General features: G+C 64.5%; 15 protein-coding genes. 1 reads left to right on the top strand and 14 read right to left on the bottom strand.

Translation table 11 applies throughout. From position 1 onward, the window contains the following. Positions 1–47: 47 nt before the first annotated feature. The 14 genes from lpxC to SJY40_RS03040 all read right to left on the bottom strand — a co-directional run bounded on the left by lpxC (position 48) and on the right by SJY40_RS03040 (position 15,968). Complete coding sequence (gene lpxC / locus SJY40_RS03105) at positions 48–992, bottom strand: UDP-3-O-acyl-N-acetylglucosamine deacetylase (protein ID WP_378942615.1); 945 nt, start codon at positions 990–992, stop codon at positions 48–50. A 228-nt stretch (positions 993–1,220) separates the two neighbouring features. Then, entirely contained in the window at positions 1,221–2,822 is a 1,602-nt protein-coding gene (gene ftsZ, locus SJY40_RS03100) for a cell division protein FtsZ (protein ID WP_378942612.1), read from the bottom strand. Between the two features lie 227 nt (positions 2,823–3,049). After that, positions 3,050–4,384 carry a cell division protein FtsA gene (gene ftsA / locus SJY40_RS03095; RefSeq protein WP_378942610.1) on the bottom strand — a complete coding sequence of 445 codons (1,335 nt, stop codon included), beginning with the start codon at positions 4,382–4,384 and terminating at the stop codon, positions 3,050–3,052. Positions 4,385–4,410: 26 nt separating this feature from the next. Then, positions 4,411–5,355, bottom strand: coding sequence for a cell division protein FtsQ/DivIB (locus SJY40_RS03090; protein ID WP_378942607.1), 945 nt, complete (start codon positions 5,353–5,355; stop codon positions 4,411–4,413). Further along, complete coding sequence (locus SJY40_RS03085; protein ID WP_378942605.1) at positions 5,343–6,233, bottom strand: D-alanine--D-alanine ligase; 891 nt, start codon at positions 6,231–6,233, stop codon at positions 5,343–5,345. The genes SJY40_RS03090 and SJY40_RS03085 overlap by 13 nt, the downstream gene beginning before the upstream one ends. 196 nt (positions 6,234–6,429) lie before the next feature. Then, complete coding sequence (gene murB, locus SJY40_RS03080) at positions 6,430–7,365, bottom strand: UDP-N-acetylmuramate dehydrogenase (RefSeq protein WP_378942602.1); 936 nt, start codon at positions 7,363–7,365, stop codon at positions 6,430–6,432. 49 nt (positions 7,366–7,414) lie between these two features. Continuing rightward, positions 7,415–7,762 carry a hypothetical protein gene (locus SJY40_RS03075; protein WP_378942599.1) on the bottom strand — a complete coding sequence of 116 codons (348 nt, stop codon included), beginning with the start codon at positions 7,760–7,762 and terminating at the stop codon, positions 7,415–7,417. Beyond that, the gene (locus tag SJY40_RS03070; RefSeq protein ID WP_378942597.1) at positions 7,759–8,046 is read right to left on the bottom strand and encodes a DUF2484 family protein; all 288 of its coding nucleotides are present in this window, start codon (positions 8,044–8,046) and stop codon (positions 7,759–7,761) included. The genes SJY40_RS03075 and SJY40_RS03070 overlap by 4 nt, the downstream gene beginning before the upstream one ends. Next, positions 8,043–9,470 (bottom strand): UDP-N-acetylmuramate--L-alanine ligase, encoded by a 1,428-nt coding sequence (gene murC / locus SJY40_RS03065; RefSeq protein ID WP_378942594.1) that lies wholly within the window; start codon positions 9,468–9,470, stop codon positions 8,043–8,045. Before murC ends, SJY40_RS03070 begins: the two co-directional genes overlap by 4 nt. Continuing rightward, the gene (gene murG / locus SJY40_RS03060) at positions 9,467–10,552 is read right to left on the bottom strand and encodes an undecaprenyldiphospho-muramoylpentapeptide beta-N-acetylglucosaminyltransferase (RefSeq protein ID WP_378942592.1); all 1,086 of its coding nucleotides are present in this window, start codon (positions 10,550–10,552) and stop codon (positions 9,467–9,469) included. The genes murC and murG overlap by 4 nt, the downstream gene beginning before the upstream one ends. Next, positions 10,552–11,715, bottom strand: a complete 1,164-nt coding sequence (gene ftsW, locus SJY40_RS03055) for a putative lipid II flippase FtsW (protein WP_378942590.1) — start codon at positions 11,713–11,715, stop codon at positions 10,552–10,554. Before ftsW ends, murG begins: the two co-directional genes overlap by 1 nt. Before the next feature lie 116 nt (positions 11,716–11,831). After that, on the bottom strand, positions 11,832–12,695 hold the full coding sequence (locus SJY40_RS03050; protein WP_378942588.1) for an urea carboxylase-associated family protein: 864 nt from the start codon (positions 12,693–12,695) through the stop codon (positions 11,832–11,834). A gap of 16 nt (positions 12,696–12,711) precedes the next feature. Further along, positions 12,712–13,455 carry a cytochrome c biogenesis CcdA family protein gene (locus SJY40_RS03045; protein WP_378942585.1) on the bottom strand — a complete coding sequence of 248 codons (744 nt, stop codon included), beginning with the start codon at positions 13,453–13,455 and terminating at the stop codon, positions 12,712–12,714. Between the two features lie 134 nt (positions 13,456–13,589). Beyond that, the gene (locus SJY40_RS03040; protein ID WP_378942584.1) at positions 13,590–15,968 is read right to left on the bottom strand and encodes a ribonuclease E/G; all 2,379 of its coding nucleotides are present in this window, start codon (positions 15,966–15,968) and stop codon (positions 13,590–13,592) included. A gap of 468 nt (positions 15,969–16,436) precedes the next feature. Between SJY40_RS03040 and SJY40_RS03035 the strand changes: the two genes are divergently transcribed. Beyond that, positions 16,437–17,147, top strand: a complete 711-nt coding sequence (locus tag SJY40_RS03035) for an SOS response-associated peptidase (RefSeq protein WP_378942583.1) — start codon at positions 16,437–16,439, stop codon at positions 17,145–17,147. The last annotated feature ends 5 nt before the right edge of the window (positions 17,148–17,152 follow it).

Here is a 17,152-nt window from a genome sequence, read left to right as displayed (position 1 = left end):
CCGTGACGTCGCAAGGAAGCATCGGGGAATCGGCCAGGCGGTCGATTTCATTCAGCCGCAAAAGCAAAGGCGGCCATATCGGCATCTGCCAGCATATGTTCGGTGATGCGCGCACCCGGCAGGCGATCTTCCAGATCGGCCGAGCAGACCTCCCACGTCCAGGCGGTCGGATCGGCGAACAGCGCACGCAGCAGGTGGTTCGTCATCGCATGACCCGCACGGTGACCGGTATAGCGTGCCAGCAGCGGTGCACCGGCCAGTGCCAGATCGCCGGTGGCATCCAGCATCTTGTGACGCACGGCCTCGTCCTGATGGCGCAGGCCACCGGGCGAAAGCACCTGCGCGCCATCAACGACGACCGCGTTCAGATAGGTACCACCAAGGGCCAGACCGTTCTGGCGCATCGTCTCGACATCGGACGCGCGGCAGAAGGTGCGGCTGTCGGCCAGTTCGCGCAGGAATGCACCGTTGGCCATGTCCAGACGCTTTTCCTGATGACCGATCGCAGCATCCGTGAAGTCGATCTGGAAATCGATCTCAAGATGGTCGGCGGGGCTGAGGCGGGCAAAGGCTTCGCCGTGACGAACCTCGACCGTGCGCAGGACGCGGATGGCGCGCAGTTGGGCATTCTGGCGTTCGATGCCGGTGTCCAGAATTGCATCGACGAAGGGCGCTGCCGAACCGTCCAGAATCGGAACCTCGGGGCCATCGACGGTGATCAATGCGTTGTGGATCCCGGTGCCTGCCAGCGCGGCCATGACGTGTTCGACCGTGGACAGGGTCACGCCCTGGCCATTGTCCATCAGCGTGCACAGCGGCGACGGGGTCACCTGGTCCCAAATGGCGGGAATGTCAACGGCAGGCGTCAGGTCGATCCGACGAAAGACGATGCCATGACCGGCGGGGGCCGGATGGATCACAAGCTGGGCCGAGGCTCCGGAATGAAGTCCGACGCCCGAGAATGCCACCTTATCTTTCAATGTCGCCTGCATGATATGCCTGCCTTCGTTTCTTGTTGTCACGACCTTCGTGGTCCGTGTCAGTTCAGCTAGGATCAGACGCCCAAGCATTCAATTAACGTTTTGTAACGGAGTGAAACACTTGGGGGCCGCCGTGGACAGGCAGGGGGTGATATCAAGTCAAACATTTGGATTGGCAAGCAAAAAGGGCCGCCAGAGGCGACCCTTTCCGTCAGTCGGATGCCAGTTTCGTGATCGCGCTCAGTTTGCCTGACGGCGAAGGAAAGCCGGAATTTCGACATTGTCCTGCCCGCTGTCGGGGCTGGCCAGATCGTCGAAATCGGTTTCCTGCTGACGCGCACGGGTGGCGACACGTTCGTTCACACGCTCGGCGATCGAGGAAGACGACGGCTTCTGCGCCGTCGACTGATCGCCATGACCAGCCATCCGCTCAAGCATGCGGCCAAGACCGCTCATGCGGTTGTTGGGGGCTGTTGCCTGCGCGGGCTGCTCCTTGGGGGCGCCCGACGCGCTGCCGGTCTGGTTGTGGTTGTCGACGGCACGACGCAGGCGATCCATCACCTCGGGGGCGGGCTGACCTGCACGAGCGGCTTGCGGTGCGCGCGGCGCGACGAACGCGGATGCGTCGTCGTCGATACGGGCGGCAGGTGCCTGGCGGGTGTTGTCCTTGGGCTGATAGGCTGGCTGCGGCATGTCTTCTTCGGTCCGGGCAGCAGGTGCCTGCGGAGCGGCGGGCTCGGGCTGCTGAGCGACGGGCGGGGTCACGCGGCGCTGCGGCATCTGAGGCTCGGCTTCGGCCTGCGACCCGACGACCGGGTTCTGCGTCAGCGGTGCAGCCATGCTGCGGCGGGGCGAGGGAACCTCGGCCACGGCGGCGGCGGCATCGATGCCCGTGGCGACGACCGAAACGCGGATGTTGCCATCCATGTCCGGATCCAGCGTGGAACCGACGATGATGTTGGCGTCGCTGTCGACCTTGTCGCGGATAACGTTTGCTGCCTCGTCCAGCTCGAACAGGGTCATGTCGTAACCGCCGGTGATGTTGATCAGAACACCACGCGCGCCGTTCAGGCTGATTTCATCCAACAGCGGGTTGGCGATGGCGCGCTCGGCAGCTTCCTGCGCACGGTTGTCGCCGGTCGCTTCGCCGGTGCCCATCATCGCCTTGCCCATTTCGTCCATCACGGCGCGAACGTCGGCAAAGTCCAGGTTGATCAGACCCGGACGGACCATCAGGTCGGTCACGCCCTTGACGCCTTGGTACAGCACGTCATCGGCCATCGCGAAGGCTTCGGTAAAGGTGGTCTTTTCGTTGGCCAGACGGAACAGGTTCTGGTTCGGAATGATGATCAGCGTGTCGACGACCTTCTGCAGGGCTTCGACACCCTCCTCGGCCTGACGCATCCGCTTGGTGCCTTCGAACTGGAAGGGCTTGGTCACGACGCCGACGGTCAGGATACCCATTTCACGGGCAGCCTGCGCGATGATCGGGGCCGCACCGGTGCCGGTGCCGCCGCCCATACCTGCGGTGATGAAGCACATATGCGCGCCCATCAGATGATCGACGATGTCTTCGATGGTTTCTTCGGCGGCCTTGGCGCCGATCGAAGGCTTGGCGCCGGCACCCAGACCTTCGGTCACTTTCGGGCCCATCTGCACGCGGCTGGTCGCCAGCGACTGCTGCAGCGCCTGCGCGTCGGTATTCGCGACCACGAATTCGACACCATCAAGCTGCTTCTGGATCATGTTGTTGACCGCGTTGCCGCCTGCCCCGCCAACACCGAAGACGGTGATGCGTGGCTTCAGCTCTTCTTCGTCATTCATCATCAGATTGAGGTTCATGGTGTCCGCCTGTAATCGCTGCTTCGTTATCGGGCGCGGGCTGCCCGCTCGAATCCCCGTATTTGCTGACTATCGTAAACATTCCCTCGCCAAGCGTCACCCAAAAAACACAGTCGCCACGCAGAATATGGCGGTGATTGGACAATGTTTCGGCGGTATCTTGCCACAACATCCGAATATGGTGGCCGCATCATACGACCTCCATATTCCATGCCATTTCGGCACCTTCACCAGTTGTTTTTGAACCAGCGATAGGCGCGCCGGAAACTGCGTCCCGGATAATTGTCGGCGGGCATTTCGAAGTCCCACCATTCGTCCTGCGGATGTGCCGCAAACAGCGCCAGACCGACCGCACTGGAAAAGCTCGGGTCAGTCAGTTCATGCGCCAGACCATCGATCCGCAGCGGCCTGCCGCAGCGGATGTTCGGGCCCAGAATGCGCGTCGCCAGCCCGTCCAGACCAGGGATCTGGCTGCCGCCGCCGGTCAGTACGATCTGCTGGCTGGGCATGTAATCAAAACCCGCCGCATCCAGCACGCCACGCACGTTTTCCAAGATCTCCTCGACGCGCGGGCGCATGACGCCGATCACATCGGCGCGGCTGACGGTGCGGCGGTCGGTTTCCCAATCGCCGGTATTGCCGCCGACGTCGATCATCTCGCGATCGTCCTGCCCGGTCGCCTCGACACCGCCATCAAGCGTCTTCAGACGCTCGGCCACGGGCAGCGGCACGCGCAAACCCTGGGCAATATCTTGGGTGATCAGATTGCCGCCGATCGGCACGTGATCGGAAAAGATCATGTGCTTCTTGATGAAGATCGAGACCCCCGTCCCGCCCCCGCCGAAATCGATGCAGGCGGCGCCCAGTTCCTGCTCGTCCTCGACCAGACTGGCGCGGGCTGATGCATAGGGCGCCGAAGCGATGCCCGCCAGTTCCAGATCACAGCGGCGGATGCATTGCACCAAATTGCCCATGACATCGCCGTCGACGGTCAGGACATGCATGTCGCAGAACAGCTTGTTGCCGACGTGATCGCGCGGATCGGCCAGACTGGACCGGTTGTCAACGGCGAAATTCACCGGCTGTGCATGCAGCACTTCGCGGCCACGACCGAAATCGGGAACCTCGCAGGCGGCCATGACCGAGGCGACATCATGCTCGGCGACCTTGCCCGCCGCCAGGGTGATGTCGCCCGCAAGTCCATAGGACGACGGCGAACCGCCCGAAAGGCAGGCGATGACATGATCGATCCGGACGCCGGCCAGCTTCTGCGCGGCGGCGACGACGGTGCGGATGGCACGTTCCGTTTCGGCCATCGTCTCGATCTGGCCACGGCGCATGCCCCGCGACCGGGTCGAGGCCGCGCCGATCACGCGGAAATTCACCTGCCCCGCCATCGGCCCCACGCCGTCGGTTTCGCGGAAGGTGCCCGTTCCATCAAAACGCAGCACCAAACATGCGATCTTGGACGTGCCGATATCCAAAATCCCGATCACGCCCCTTTGCAGGGCGGCCCGGCGCATGTTCCGCATCGCGCGCTGAGTCTGGTACAATTCCGCCATTCGCTTGGTCCCCCCTTTGCCGATTTTCAGCTTTTTGTTTCGTCTTCCAGTGGCGCGCCATCCGGTCCCAGCAGGGACAGTCCGCGTGCGCCACGGATTGTATTGCGGGCATCCATCCCCAAACGCAGCACCGGTCGCTGCGGATCGCGCAGGTTGACGATGTTGACATCGCGGGCCAGCAGATCCTCGGCCCGGTCAAGGGCGATGGCAGCCTCGAGCGCGACAACGGCGCCATGTTCGGGCAGCATGATGCGCTGCCCCTGATCCAGAACCAGATCCCACCGACGCTCGCCCCGGCGCACCAGACCTCGCACGCGCGGCAGGATCGGTCCCGCAGCATCGAACAGGTTCAGCGCCTCGGAGGTCACGACATCGGCCCCATCCCCCGAAATCAACGGCAATGCGGGCCGCACCTCGCGCGAGGTGACGCTGGCAACGCGGTGGCCGCCCCGATCCAGGATCTCGATCCCGCGGGCACGCCGCCACAGGATCGCGGGTTCACGTTCCTTGACCACCGCCGACAGGATACCGCCCGGCTTGACGCGCAGATCGATGCTTTCGACCGCGTCCAGCTGCATCACCTGAATGCGCAGCGCGGGAAGATCGATATCGAAGCTGGAAGCCGGCAGATCGACCGGTAGCATGGCCCGCAATGCACGCTCCACCACCGGGGACGCACCCTCGATGGTCATGGTGCGGACCTGGAATTCTTCGCGGCTCTGGATCTTGTCGACGACCGAGGCGATGCCGCCTTTCAGCAGCGCACGGCGGTCCTCATCTGCCAGCCAAAGCCCTGCGACCATGGCGATCAGGAAGGCCGGAACCCCCACGCGCACCATCCGGCGATAGAGCGGCGTCAGCCACATCCGTTCCAGACGGTACTTCAGACGCGAAGGCGCGGGATCGCGCCGCTGGCGGGCGGGTTCGGTGGTGCTTTGTTTTCCGGGGCGGTGATCGATCACGACCGGCACATCGCATCCTCCACCATCCACCGCATCAGGGCGGGGAAATCGATGCCGACATGCGCGGCCTGTTCGGGCGCAAGCGAGGTCGGGGTCATGCCGGGCTGGGTGTTCACCTCGAGGATGATCAGACCCTCGACCCCGCGCGCCTCGTCCCAACGGAAGTCGGTGCGGGTCAGACCGCTGCAGCCAAGCGCATCATGGGCACGCCGGGCCAGCGACAGGCAGGCATCGCGGATATCATCGGGGATCTGCGCCGGAATGACGTGACGCGATCCGCCGACGGTGTATTTGGCAGCGTAATCATACCAGCCGTCGGTGATGATCTCGGTCACCTCCAGCGCGCGGTCGCCCATGACGGTGGTGGTCAGTTCGCGTCCCGGCGCATAGGTTTCCACCATCACGCGCTCAGGCATGTCATCGGACAGCTGCGGCGGCTGATTGGCCCCGTCATGCACGATATAGACGCCCACGGACGATCCTTCGTCGTTGGGCTTGACCACATAGGGCGCGGGAATGACGTGGCGCAGGCGCACCTCGGCGGCATCGGCGATGACGCTTTCGACGATGGGCAGATTGGCGGCGCGGAAGGCATCCTTGGCGCGGGTCTTGTCCATCGCCAGCGCCGAGGCCAGCACGCCCGAATGCGTATAGGGCAGCCCCAGCCATTCCAGCAGACCCTGCACGCAGCCGTCTTCACCCCATTTGCCATGCAAGGCGTTGAAGACCACGTCTGGCTGGCATTCGGTCAGCGCCCGGACGACCTGATCGCCCAAGGCATCATCCAGAACGATCTGGGTTACCTGATATCCTGCCACCCGCAGCGCATCCGCGCATTCGCGACCCGATGACAGCGAAACCTCTCGCTCGGCCGAGGGGCCACCCATCAGGATCGCGACCGAGTGGGCTGTCCTGCTCGACCTGCCCGCCACTTCCATCGCCTTTCGCGCCCGGTTGATCCGGGCTTCAGATTTGATACGTCGCACCCGTTCTGGGCGTCACACGTGCCTAAAGGTTACATGCAAAGCGGGTATCGCAAAAGACTGAATTTTCCGCTAACGCGCAATCGGCGGCATGGCGCGCCTATTCGTCCTCGGGCGCGGGATCACCGATGCGGATGACCTCCCACTGCAGGTCGTGACCGCTTTCCTCCATGACGCGGCGGCGGACCAGTTCGCCCAGTGCCTCCAGCTCGGCGGCGGTGGCGGCGCCGGTGTTCAGCAGAAAGTTCGGATGTTTTTCCGACATCTGCGCCCCGCCCCAGCTGTGACCGCGCAGTCCGGCCTGATCGATCAGGGACCAGGCCTTCAGATCATGGGTATCATCCGCCTGCCCGGTCGAACTGAAGCCCGCCGGATTGCGGAAGGTCGATCCGGCGCTGCGTTCGCGCGTGGGCTGGCTGGCGTCGCGGCGGGCCAGTTGATCGGCCATCTTGACGTGCAGGGCATCGGGATCGCCCTTTTCCGCCGTGAAGACCGCCTGCGTGATGATCCAATCATCGGGAATTTCCGAATGGCGATACCCGAAGCCCAGCTCGGCGGCCTGCATGGTGATCATGTCGCCCTGCCGGGTCACCACCTGTATTTCGACAAGGTGATCAGCCACATAGCTGCCATAGCAGCCTGCATTCATCCGCACGGCCCCGCCGATGCTGCCCGGTATCGTGCGCAGGAAGGTCAGGTCCAGACCCGCTTCGGCAGCACGGCGTGCGACCTGCGCATCCAGCGCGGCCGCGCCGACGGTCACCGTCTGCCCATCCACCACGACCGAATTGAAGGCGCGCCCAAGGCGCACCACCAGACCGCGAATGCCGCCGTCGCGCACGATCAGGTTGCTGCCCACGCCCATGGGAAACACCGGAACAGCGGGGTCCAGAGCGGCCAGAAATTCGGCCAGATCCTCGGGGTCGGCGGGCTGGAACAGCCAGTCGGCAGGCCCTCCGACGCGAAGCCATGTCAGGCTGTCCAGGGGACGGTTCGGGGTCAGGGTGCCGCGCGGGGTGGGAAGGTCAAAGCTCATGCGTCAGGTGGTAGCCAGCGGCGCGCGGCGCGTCAACTGCGCGGGGCGATCAGATCAGGAATGTGGCCGCAGCGGCACCAAGCGCCAGCACGAATGCCACCGCAGTGACCAGCCCTGCCCCCTGGCGCCACCGGACCTTGTGGCGGCGGATATGGGCGATGGCCAGCCCCACGGCCATGCCCAGCAGCGCCGGCAACACCGTGAAGGCCTGCGCCACGATGGCCGCCAAGTCGTGAAACCCGTCACGCCCCCGCGCGGCAAACAGCAGCTGGAAGGCGATCGCCATCAGCAACAGCGCCAGCACCATCAATGGCCAGCGCAACTTCAGCCGTGCACTGCCCCAGCCGATGAAGCCCGACCCGACCAGGCAGAACCCTGCAATGATCCAAGGGTTCATGGGTGTTGCCTGCCGTCGATCACGGGCGGGGCGATGGCGCGACGGCGGCAAAAGGGACGCACGATCAGCGCCAGCAATCCAAGCGCAAAGCTGGCCACGCCGATCCCCGGGCCCCACAGCAGCGTCAACCATCCAAGGCTGGGAACGCCAAGGGCGATAAGAACGACGGTCGCGGGGGACCGGAGGCGGTCAGGTAAAAGCGGAACAAGACAGGCGGCAAGCAGCCACATTCCGGTGACCGCCAAGGCCATCACCGGATATGAGGGCAGCTGGATGCCCGTCATGCGGCCTGACCCTGCAGGCGGGCCGGAAGGTTGTTGGCCCAGGCCGAGATGGTCCCTGCACCAAGGCACACCACCATGTCGCCCGGACGGGCCTGTTCGCGAACCAGCCGTTCCAGGTCATCCTCGGACAGGATGGCGCGGGCGTGGCGGTGGCCATGGGCGATCAGACCGGCGACCAGATCGTCGCGGCCCGCGCCGGGGATCGGGTCTTCGCCCGCGGCATAGACGTCCGCGATGGCCACGACGTCAGCTTCGTTGAAGCAGGTGCAGAAGTCGTCGAACAGCGTTGACAGGCGCGAATAACGATGCGGCTGATGGACGGCGATGACCCGACCGGTCGTCGCCTGACGCGCGGCCTTCAGCACAGCGGCGATTTCGACCGGGTGGTGGCCGTAATCGTCGATGATCGTCACGCCATCGATTTCACCCACGCGGGTAAAGCGGCGACCAACGCCGCCGAATTTGGCCAGCGCCTCGCGGATTTCGGATTTCTTGATGCCCAGATGCCGCGCGACGGCCACAGCCGCCAGACAGTTCGAGACGTTGTGATCACCCGGCATCGGCAGGGTGCAGCCCTCGATCATCTCGGGGGTGGCGGCACCTTCAGCGGTTTCGCCCTGCAGCGCGATGTCGAAATGGGCGATGCCCTTTTCATAGCGCAGGTTGACCGCGCGGACGTCCGCCTGCGCGTTGAAACCAAAGGTCATTACGCGGCGATCGGTCAGCTTTCCGACCAGCGACTGAACCTCGGGGTGGTCGGTGCAGCAGACGGCCAGACCGTAGAAAGGAATGCCGGATGCAAAGTTGTAGAACCCCTGACGCAGCGCATCGAAGCTGCCCCAATGTTCCATATGCTCGGGGTCGATATTGGTGATGATGGCGATATCGGCAGGCAGGCGGTTGAAGCTGCCGTCGGATTCATCGGCCTCGACCACCATCCATTCACCAGCACCGGCCCGCGCGTTCGAGCCATAGGCATGGATCACGCCGCCATTGATGACGGTCGGATCGACGCCGCCCGCATCCAACAGCGTGGCGACCATCGTGGTGGTGGTCGTCTTGCCGTGGGTGCCCGCGATGGCGATGTTCGATTTCATCCGCATCAGCTCGGCCAGCATCTCGGCACGGCGGACGATGGGCATGCCGCGACGGCGCGCCTCCTCCAGTTCCGGATTGCCCTTCTTGATCGCGGTCGAGATGACGATGACGCCCGCCCCTTCCACGTTCTCGGCACGCTGGCCTTCGAAGACCTGTGCGCCCAGACCTTCCAGCCGGTCGGTGATCTTGGATTTCTTCAGGTCGCTGCCCTGCACGCGATAGCCAAGGGTCAGCAGTACTTCGGCAATGCCGGACATGCCGATGCCGCCAATGCCGACAAAATGGATAGGGCCAAGTTCGCCGGGCAGTTTCGTCGCCGCATTCATCGCACAATCTCCGTGACGAGGTCGTAAAGGCGCCGCGCCGCATCGGGACGGGCAAGGGACAGCGCGGCTTGGGCCATGGCCGTCGCCTGCGCGGGATCATTCAGGATCGCGCGGATGTCGCGCGTGAGGCTTTCGGCGTCAAGCACCGATTCCGGATGCACCAGCGCCGCTCCGCTTTCGGCCAAAGCCTGCGCATTGGCGGTCTGATGGTCGCCCGTCGCCGCAGCAAAGGGGATCAGGATCGAGGGTCGCCCGATGACCGTGATATCGGCAAGCGAGGATGCGCCAGACCGGCTGATGACCAACTGCGCCTGCGCCAGACGTTCGGGAACATCGGTGAAGAAGGGCTGAACATCAACGGTGATACCGGCCTCGGCATAGGTCTTGGTGACGCGGTCGGCATCCTCGGCGCGGGCCTGATGGCTGACGATCAGGCGGGTGCGCATGTCGTCGGGCAGCGCGGCAAGGGCGGCAGGCACCTGATCGGAGAGCACGCGGGCACCTTGGCTGCCGCCGATGACCAGCAGATGCAGATCCCCCTGTCCGGGCGCCTGATACGGCGCCGCGGCATATTCCAGCACCGCGGCGCGAACGGGGTTGCCGACATGCAAACCGCTGATGCCATGCGGCAGATCGGTTGGCCAGATGCCGCAGGCGACACGATGCACGCGCCCCGCAAACAGGCGGTTGACGCGACCCATGACGCCGTTCTGTTCGTGGATCATCCGCGGCAGACCCATCGACCAGGCAGCCGACAGCGCCGGAATGGTCGGATATCCGCCAAAGCCCACCACCACATCGGGGCGGTCCTTGCGGAACCCCCGACGCGCGGCCAGCACGCCGGAGGCGATCTTGAAGGGCGCCACCAGCTTGCCCGCAACACCGCCGCGTGCAGTGGTGGCCGAACGGACGACCTGACGTTCGACCGCGTCGGGAAAGCCGCCCGCATAGCGCGCGCCGCGTTCGTCGGTGGACAGGCGCACGCGCCAGCCATTCGCCAACAGCATCTCGGCCAATGCCTGGGCAGGGAACATATGACCGCCGGTCCCACCGGCAGCGATCAGGGCAAGGGGTTCGGACATCAACGGCCTCGGCGCAGAATTTCGGCGATCTCGCCCTGTGGGCGGGTGCGGGTCAGTGCCAACAGCATTCCGGCCGCGATCCCCGAAGCGATCACGGAAGAACCGCCATAGCTGACAAAGGGCAGTGTCATGCCCTTGGCGGGCAGCAGCCGGACGGCCACACCCATATTGATCAACGCCTGAACGCCAAAGGCACAGGCCAGACCCGTGCCCGCGATCCGCGCGAAGGGGTCGCGTTCTTTCAGCAGGCGCAGCAGCGACCGCACGACGATGGTCATGTAAAGCGCGATCACGGTCAGCACCATGATCAGGCCATATTCCTCGGCAGCGACAGCGATGATAAAGTCGGTATGCGCATCGGGCAGCGACCATTTGACGGTCCCCTCGCCCACGCCGACGCCGAAGAAGCCACCTTCTTGGATGGCGTTCGTGGCATAGCCGATCTGGGTGCGCGGATCGATGTCGGGCGACAGGAAGCCGTTGATCCGGCGGGCAAAGTGTTCGGACGCGCCATAGGCGAACATGCCCCCCATCAGCGCCATTCCTGCCACGGCCAGCAGCAGGACCATCGGCGCACCGGCGACGAAATACATCACCAGCCAGGAAAACAGCACCAGCGATGCCTGCCCGAAGTCAGGCTGCAGGGCCAGCAGGATGACCACCGTTGCGGCGGCGATGAAGGAATAGAGCTTGCCCGGCGGACCGCCGATCTCCATCGAGGCGGCCATGAACCAGGCGCAGATGGCGACGAAACCGGGCTTCAGAAACTCGGACGGCTGGATCGAGACGAAGCCAAGGCTGAGCCAGCGGGTCGCGCCCTTGCCGAAATCGGTGCCGATGAAGGGCAACATGACGATGGCGGCAAAAGCGACCGCGAACCCCAGCACCCCGATGCGTCTGATCTGGCGCGGCGACATCATGGATATGACCAGCATCACCACCAGTGCCATGCCACCAAAGACGGCCTGACGCTGGACATAGTAGAAGCGTGGAAGATTGTTCTTTTCCGCCAGCGGCACCGAGGCCGCCAGCCCCAGCAACAGGCCGATCGCGAACAGCGACAGCACGCAGAACAGCGCCCATTTGTTGACCGTCCGCCACCACCGTGGAAGAATGGGATCACCCGCCCGTGCGGGCGTCGTGCCAAAAACCATATCGGTCATGGGAATACCGCCGTCACTGCCTCTAGTCCTGTCCGGTTTTCCCGGATCTGTCCGGAAGGATAGCGCGATTGCGGGGTGCGCGCTACTATAGATTGTGGTGGCGCGGGATCGTGATCTTACCCTGCCCCGTGGCTGCGGTCATAGCTGCCGGGCCGCGACGGCGACCACCCTTGGGGCGGATGTGCAGGGGCAAAGATCTGCACGACCAGCGGATGGCAGGTGGCGGCATCGGATGAATGCTGGCCGCCGCAATCTCCGCCCGGACAGGCCGACAGCGCGCCCAACAGATCGGTCTCGGCCATGAATTCCAGATAGTCGCCCGGACGGACGGGACTGGCCTTCATGAAGTACTGCCCGGTGTCGCGGGTAAAGCCGGTGCACATGAAGACGTTCAGCACGTCGTGGACATGCGCCTCGGCCTGTTCCAGCGGCATGTCGCGCGCCTCGGCCAAGGCCCGCGTCAGGTTCGAATGGCAGCAGTGATGGTACTGCCCGCCTTGCGACAGCAGGTTGTGGGTATAGGGGTCGCAGCGCGTTCCGATCACGTCATGCACACTGCCGCCAAATTCGTCGAAGCCGTACCAATCCAGCGTATCTTCGGTGATGGTGGCCAGCGGGCGCAGGTCCGGCAGGTTCGACCACAGCCGGTCACCCGTTAACAGATGCGTTCCGTGCAGCGCACGCGTCTTGCCGGAGTAGAACCGCGCCGACATATCGGCGGTCCAGATGTTCAGATCGCCGACCTGCGGACCATCGACGCTGAAAATGCGGAAGAAATGCCCGGCGGGAACGTCGAAACAGGCGGCCTGACGCGGTGGGATCATGATCTGATCGGTCTGGACCCACCCCTGCCGCGCGGCGCGATAGGCCGCCAGATCGGGCGGCGGCAGGCTGTCCACCGGATAGCAGATGACCGGTGCCACGCCGCGGCGCTGATCGGCATCGGGTGGCGGGGTGTGTTCGGGACTTGCGGGTTTCATCTTAGCTCCTGTCCGTTCATCCAAGCGTCGCCAGGGCGGGGAAAGCCTCCAACAGCCAGAAGCTGAAGGCCGAGAACGCGCCCGTCAGCAGCATGACACCGACCACGACCAGCAGGGCGCCCATCACACGTTCGATCGTTTTCAGATAAGGCTTGATGCGGTTCATCAGTCCGATGGCACGGTTGATGAAGATCGCCGCCAGCAGGAAGGGAATACCCAGCCCAAGCGCATAGATCGCCAGCAGTGCCGTGCCGCGCGACAGTTCGCCCCCCGTCGCGGCCAGCGACAGGATCATGCCCAGCTGCGGACCGATGCAGGGCGTCCAGCCAAAGGCGAAGGCCAGCCCCAGGGCATAGGCCCCAAGCGCGCCGCCATCCTGCTTGCCGGCGTTCATCCGGGCTTCCTGATCCAGCAGGGGGATGCGGAAGACATGCAGGAAATGCAGGCCCATGATGACCACCATGACACCTGCGATACGTGCCAGAAGATCCTGATATTGCAGGAAAGCCCGCCCGAACGCCGAGGCCGCGAACCCCATGATCAGAAAGACCGTTGACAGGCCCATGACGAAGAACAGTGCCGGAACGATGGCGCTGCGTTCGCGCGTCTTCAGCCCGTTCACCCCCACGCCGGTCATATAGGCCAGATAGGGCGGCACGATCGGCAGCACGCATGGCGACAGAAACGACAGGATCCCGGCCAGCAGCGCCACGAAGGCGGCGGGCAGGAAGGCGGCAGAGGCAAGTTCGATTCCCAACATGTCCGGCACCTTAGCGGTCATCGCGCAGAAGGACAGAGGGCATCGCGTCACGGCTTCGTGGGATCACCCTTCCCGCCCATGAAAAAGGGGCGTGGCATCGCTGCCACGCCCCCGTTTTACGATATGTCCGGTCCTTAGCGGCCCGACCACCAGCCGCGGCGCTTGCGAGGGGCTTCCTCGGTTGCAGGCTCGGTCTGATTGGCGGCAACGGGTGTAGCCTCGGGGGCCGATGCGGTTTCGACCAATGCCTCGGCCACAGCTTCGGCGGGGACCGCTTCGGGTGCGGGGGGCTGGGCCTGAACGGCTTCGACCGGTGCAGCCTCTGCCGGGGCAGCGGCTTCGGTCGGGAAGCTGGCGGCGCGGCTGTCGTCGGCCTCGGCCGACAAGTCCACCACCTCGGGCAGCGCCTCGGCATCGACGGGTTTGCGCGACCGCGACCGCGAACGCGACCGGCGGCGACCCGAGGATGCGGGTTCGGCCTCGGCTTCCGGCGCTTCGGGTGCCTCCGTCGGGGCGGCATCTGCCGCGGGTGCTTCGACCTCGGTATCCTGCGCGCCGTTTTCGGCGGTGTCGCACTCGGGGCGATCACCGGTCTTGCGACGACGACGGCGACGACGACGGCGGCGTCCGCCCTCGCCCTCATCCTCGGACGCGCTCTCCTCGGGCTTTTCGACCTCGGCGGCAGCCACCGCAGGCTGGGCGACCGGCTGAGCAACCGGAGGCTGGGCGACCTCGGACACGGGGGTGATCTCGGCCTCGGGGGCATCGACCTCTTCGTGGTCGATGCTGGCCATCAGGTCGGCGTTCACACCAAGCGGCACATGCGAAGGCTCGGGGACCACGCGGGTGGCGGTCTTGAACTTCTCGATGGCGAAATCGGGCGAGGTCAGCGCAGGATCGGCCTCGACCCGCACGGACATGCCATAACGCGCCTCGATGCCGGCCACATGCTCACGCTTCTGGTTCATCAGGAAGTTGGCGACGGCAATCGGCGCCTTGACCAGAACCTCACGCGACCTCTTGCGGGTGCCCTCTTCCTCGATGGCGCGCAGGATGGTCAGCGCAAGGCTGTCGTCGCTGCGGATCAGGCCGGTGCCGTGGCAATGGGCGCAGGGCTGGGTGGTGCTTTCCAGCATCCCCGGACGCAAACGCTGACGCGACATCTCCATCAGGCCAAAGCCCGAGATGCGGCCGACCTGAATGCGGGCGCGATCGGACTTAAGCTTGTCCTTCATGCGCTTTTCGACGGCGGCGTTGTTCTTGCGTTCGTCCATGTCGATGAAGTCGATGACGATCAGACCGGCCAGATCGCGCAGGCGCAGCTGGCGGGCCACCTCGTCGGCAGCTTCCAGGTTGGTCTTGGTCGCCGTATCTTCGATCGAACCTTCCTTGGTGGCCCGACCCGAGTTGACGTCGATGGCGACCAGCGCCTCGGTCACACCGATGACGATGTAACCGCCCGACTTCAGCTGGACGACCGGGTTGAACATGCCCGACAGATAGCTTTCGACCTGATAGCGCGCGAACAGCGGCATCTGGTCGGTGTAATGCTTCACGCTGTCGGAATGCGACGGCATGATCATGTTCATGAAGTCCTTGGCGACCTGATAGCCACGCTCGCCCTCGACCAGCACCTCGTCGATATCCGCGCTGTAGAGATCGCGGATGTTGCGCTTGATGATGTCGCCTTCCTCATAGATCGCGGCAGGTGCCACCGATTTGAAGGTCAGATCGCGGATCTGTTCCCACAGACGCAGCAGGTATTCGTAATCGCGGTGGATCTCGGTCCGGGTGCGCTGGCTGCCGGCGGTGCGGATGATCAGACCCGCGCCCTGCGGCACGTCCAGATCGGACGCGATGTCCTTCAGCTTCTTGCGGTCGGCGGCATTGGTGATCTTGCGGCTGATCCCGCCACCGCGCGCGGTGTTGGGCATCAGGACGCAGTAACGGCCCGGCAGCGACAGATAGGTCGTCAGCGCCGCGCCCTTGTTGCCGCGTTCTTCCTTGACCACCTGCACCAGCATGATCTGGCGGACCTTGATCACTTCCTGGATCTTGTAGCGGCGCGCACGCGGCTTGCGGGGGGCGCGAACCTCTTCGGTCACGTCCTCCTCGGCGACGGATTCGATACCGTCGTCGCCGTCATCATCGGATGCGCCATCATCATCCTGCGACGCCGAGGATGCGCGCGACTTGCGGGGCGCCTCTTCGGGTTCGTCGTCGTTGTGGTCGTTTTCCTCGGCGATCAGCGCGTCGCGATCGGCTGCGGGGATCTGATAGTAATCGGGATGGATTTCCGCAAAGGCCAGGAAACCGTGGCGGTTTCCGCCGTAATCCACGAAGGCCGCCTGCAGCGAGGGTTCAACCCGCGTCACCTTCGCCAGATAGATGTTCCCCGACAGCTGGCGCCGGTTCACGGTTTCGAAATCGAATTCCTCAACCTTGGTTCCATCCACCACGACCACCCGAGTTTCCTCGGCGTGGGTCGCGTCGATCAGCATTTTGTTTGCCATTGATATGTCTTTCGCGCAGGCGCCTGCCGGGCGGTGCCAATGGCATCCCCGGGCTGCGGCTGCGGTGTGATGAGGACGCGGGGGCGTCTTTGGCGACGACGTTCGGATCGGCGTGGCCAGCGGCCCGCCCGTCCTGAAGTCTGTCATCCAAAGCGCGCGTCATCGCGTCTGTTCCTTCGAAAGACCCGGTGCCTGTCAGGCCGACCGGGCCGCTGTGTTCATCACCCCCGTGCGCTGTTGGCGCGACCGGAGGGCGGGTTTTCCGCGAGGTACATGGCTGTTCCGTCGTCTTGATCGGATCCAGAGGTGCCCCGCTGCGAAACTGTCGGTGCTTGGCAACCCATGGTTGAGGTCGCATTGCACATGGTCCCACCATAGAGGCTGAGGCAGGGAAAATTCAATGCAGAAAACGCGATGGCCCGACGCAAGGCGATTTCCGGCCCGCCGCGGGGATGCTAACCTGGGGCGATGTGCAACCTTTTCTCGAATACCACGGCGGTCGAGGCGATGCGCCGCGTCTTTTCGGTCACCCCGAAAAACGACCATCTTGGCAATGCGCCACCGCAATCGGCCATCTTCCCAAAGGGCGATGCCGCCATCGTCCGCTTGGGTCAGGATGGCGAACGGCGGCTGGATTACAGCCACTGGGGCTTTGTGCTGCCCCAGGTTTCGACACGGACCGGCAAGCCCATTCAACCCAAGGCGGTGAACAACGCTCGCGACGACAAGCTGCGCGTGTCGCCCTTCTGGCGGGCGGCGTTCCGGCAGCGCCGCTGCCTGATCCCTGCCACCAGCTTTTGCGAAATGACCGGCCGGAACCCTGCCACCCACGTCTGGTTCGGCGTCACCGGCCCGCAGGACCGCACGCCCTTCGCGCTGGCGGGCATCTGGCAGGATTATGATGGCCCCTATGGCGACGACAGGCGGGCGTTGCTGACCAGTTCGATGATCACGACGCGGCCCAACGCACTGGTCGCGCCGGTCCATCCCGACCGCATGCCCGTGATCCTGCACCCCCGCGATCACGACCAATGGCTGCAAGGCACCGAGGATGAGGCCTTCGAGCTGCTTGAACCCTATCCCGCCGATCAGATGGTCATCCATCAGCGGGGCGTCGGCCTGACGCATGACGGCGACCCGCCACAGATATCGGACGACCCGCAGCTGCCGCTGATCTGACGCAA

This window comes from Paracoccus sp. R86501 (assembly GCF_042466435.1).
GTDB lineage: Bacteria > Pseudomonadota > Alphaproteobacteria > Rhodobacterales > Rhodobacteraceae > Paracoccus.
This window is presented reverse-complemented; position numbering and strand designations above follow the sequence as displayed.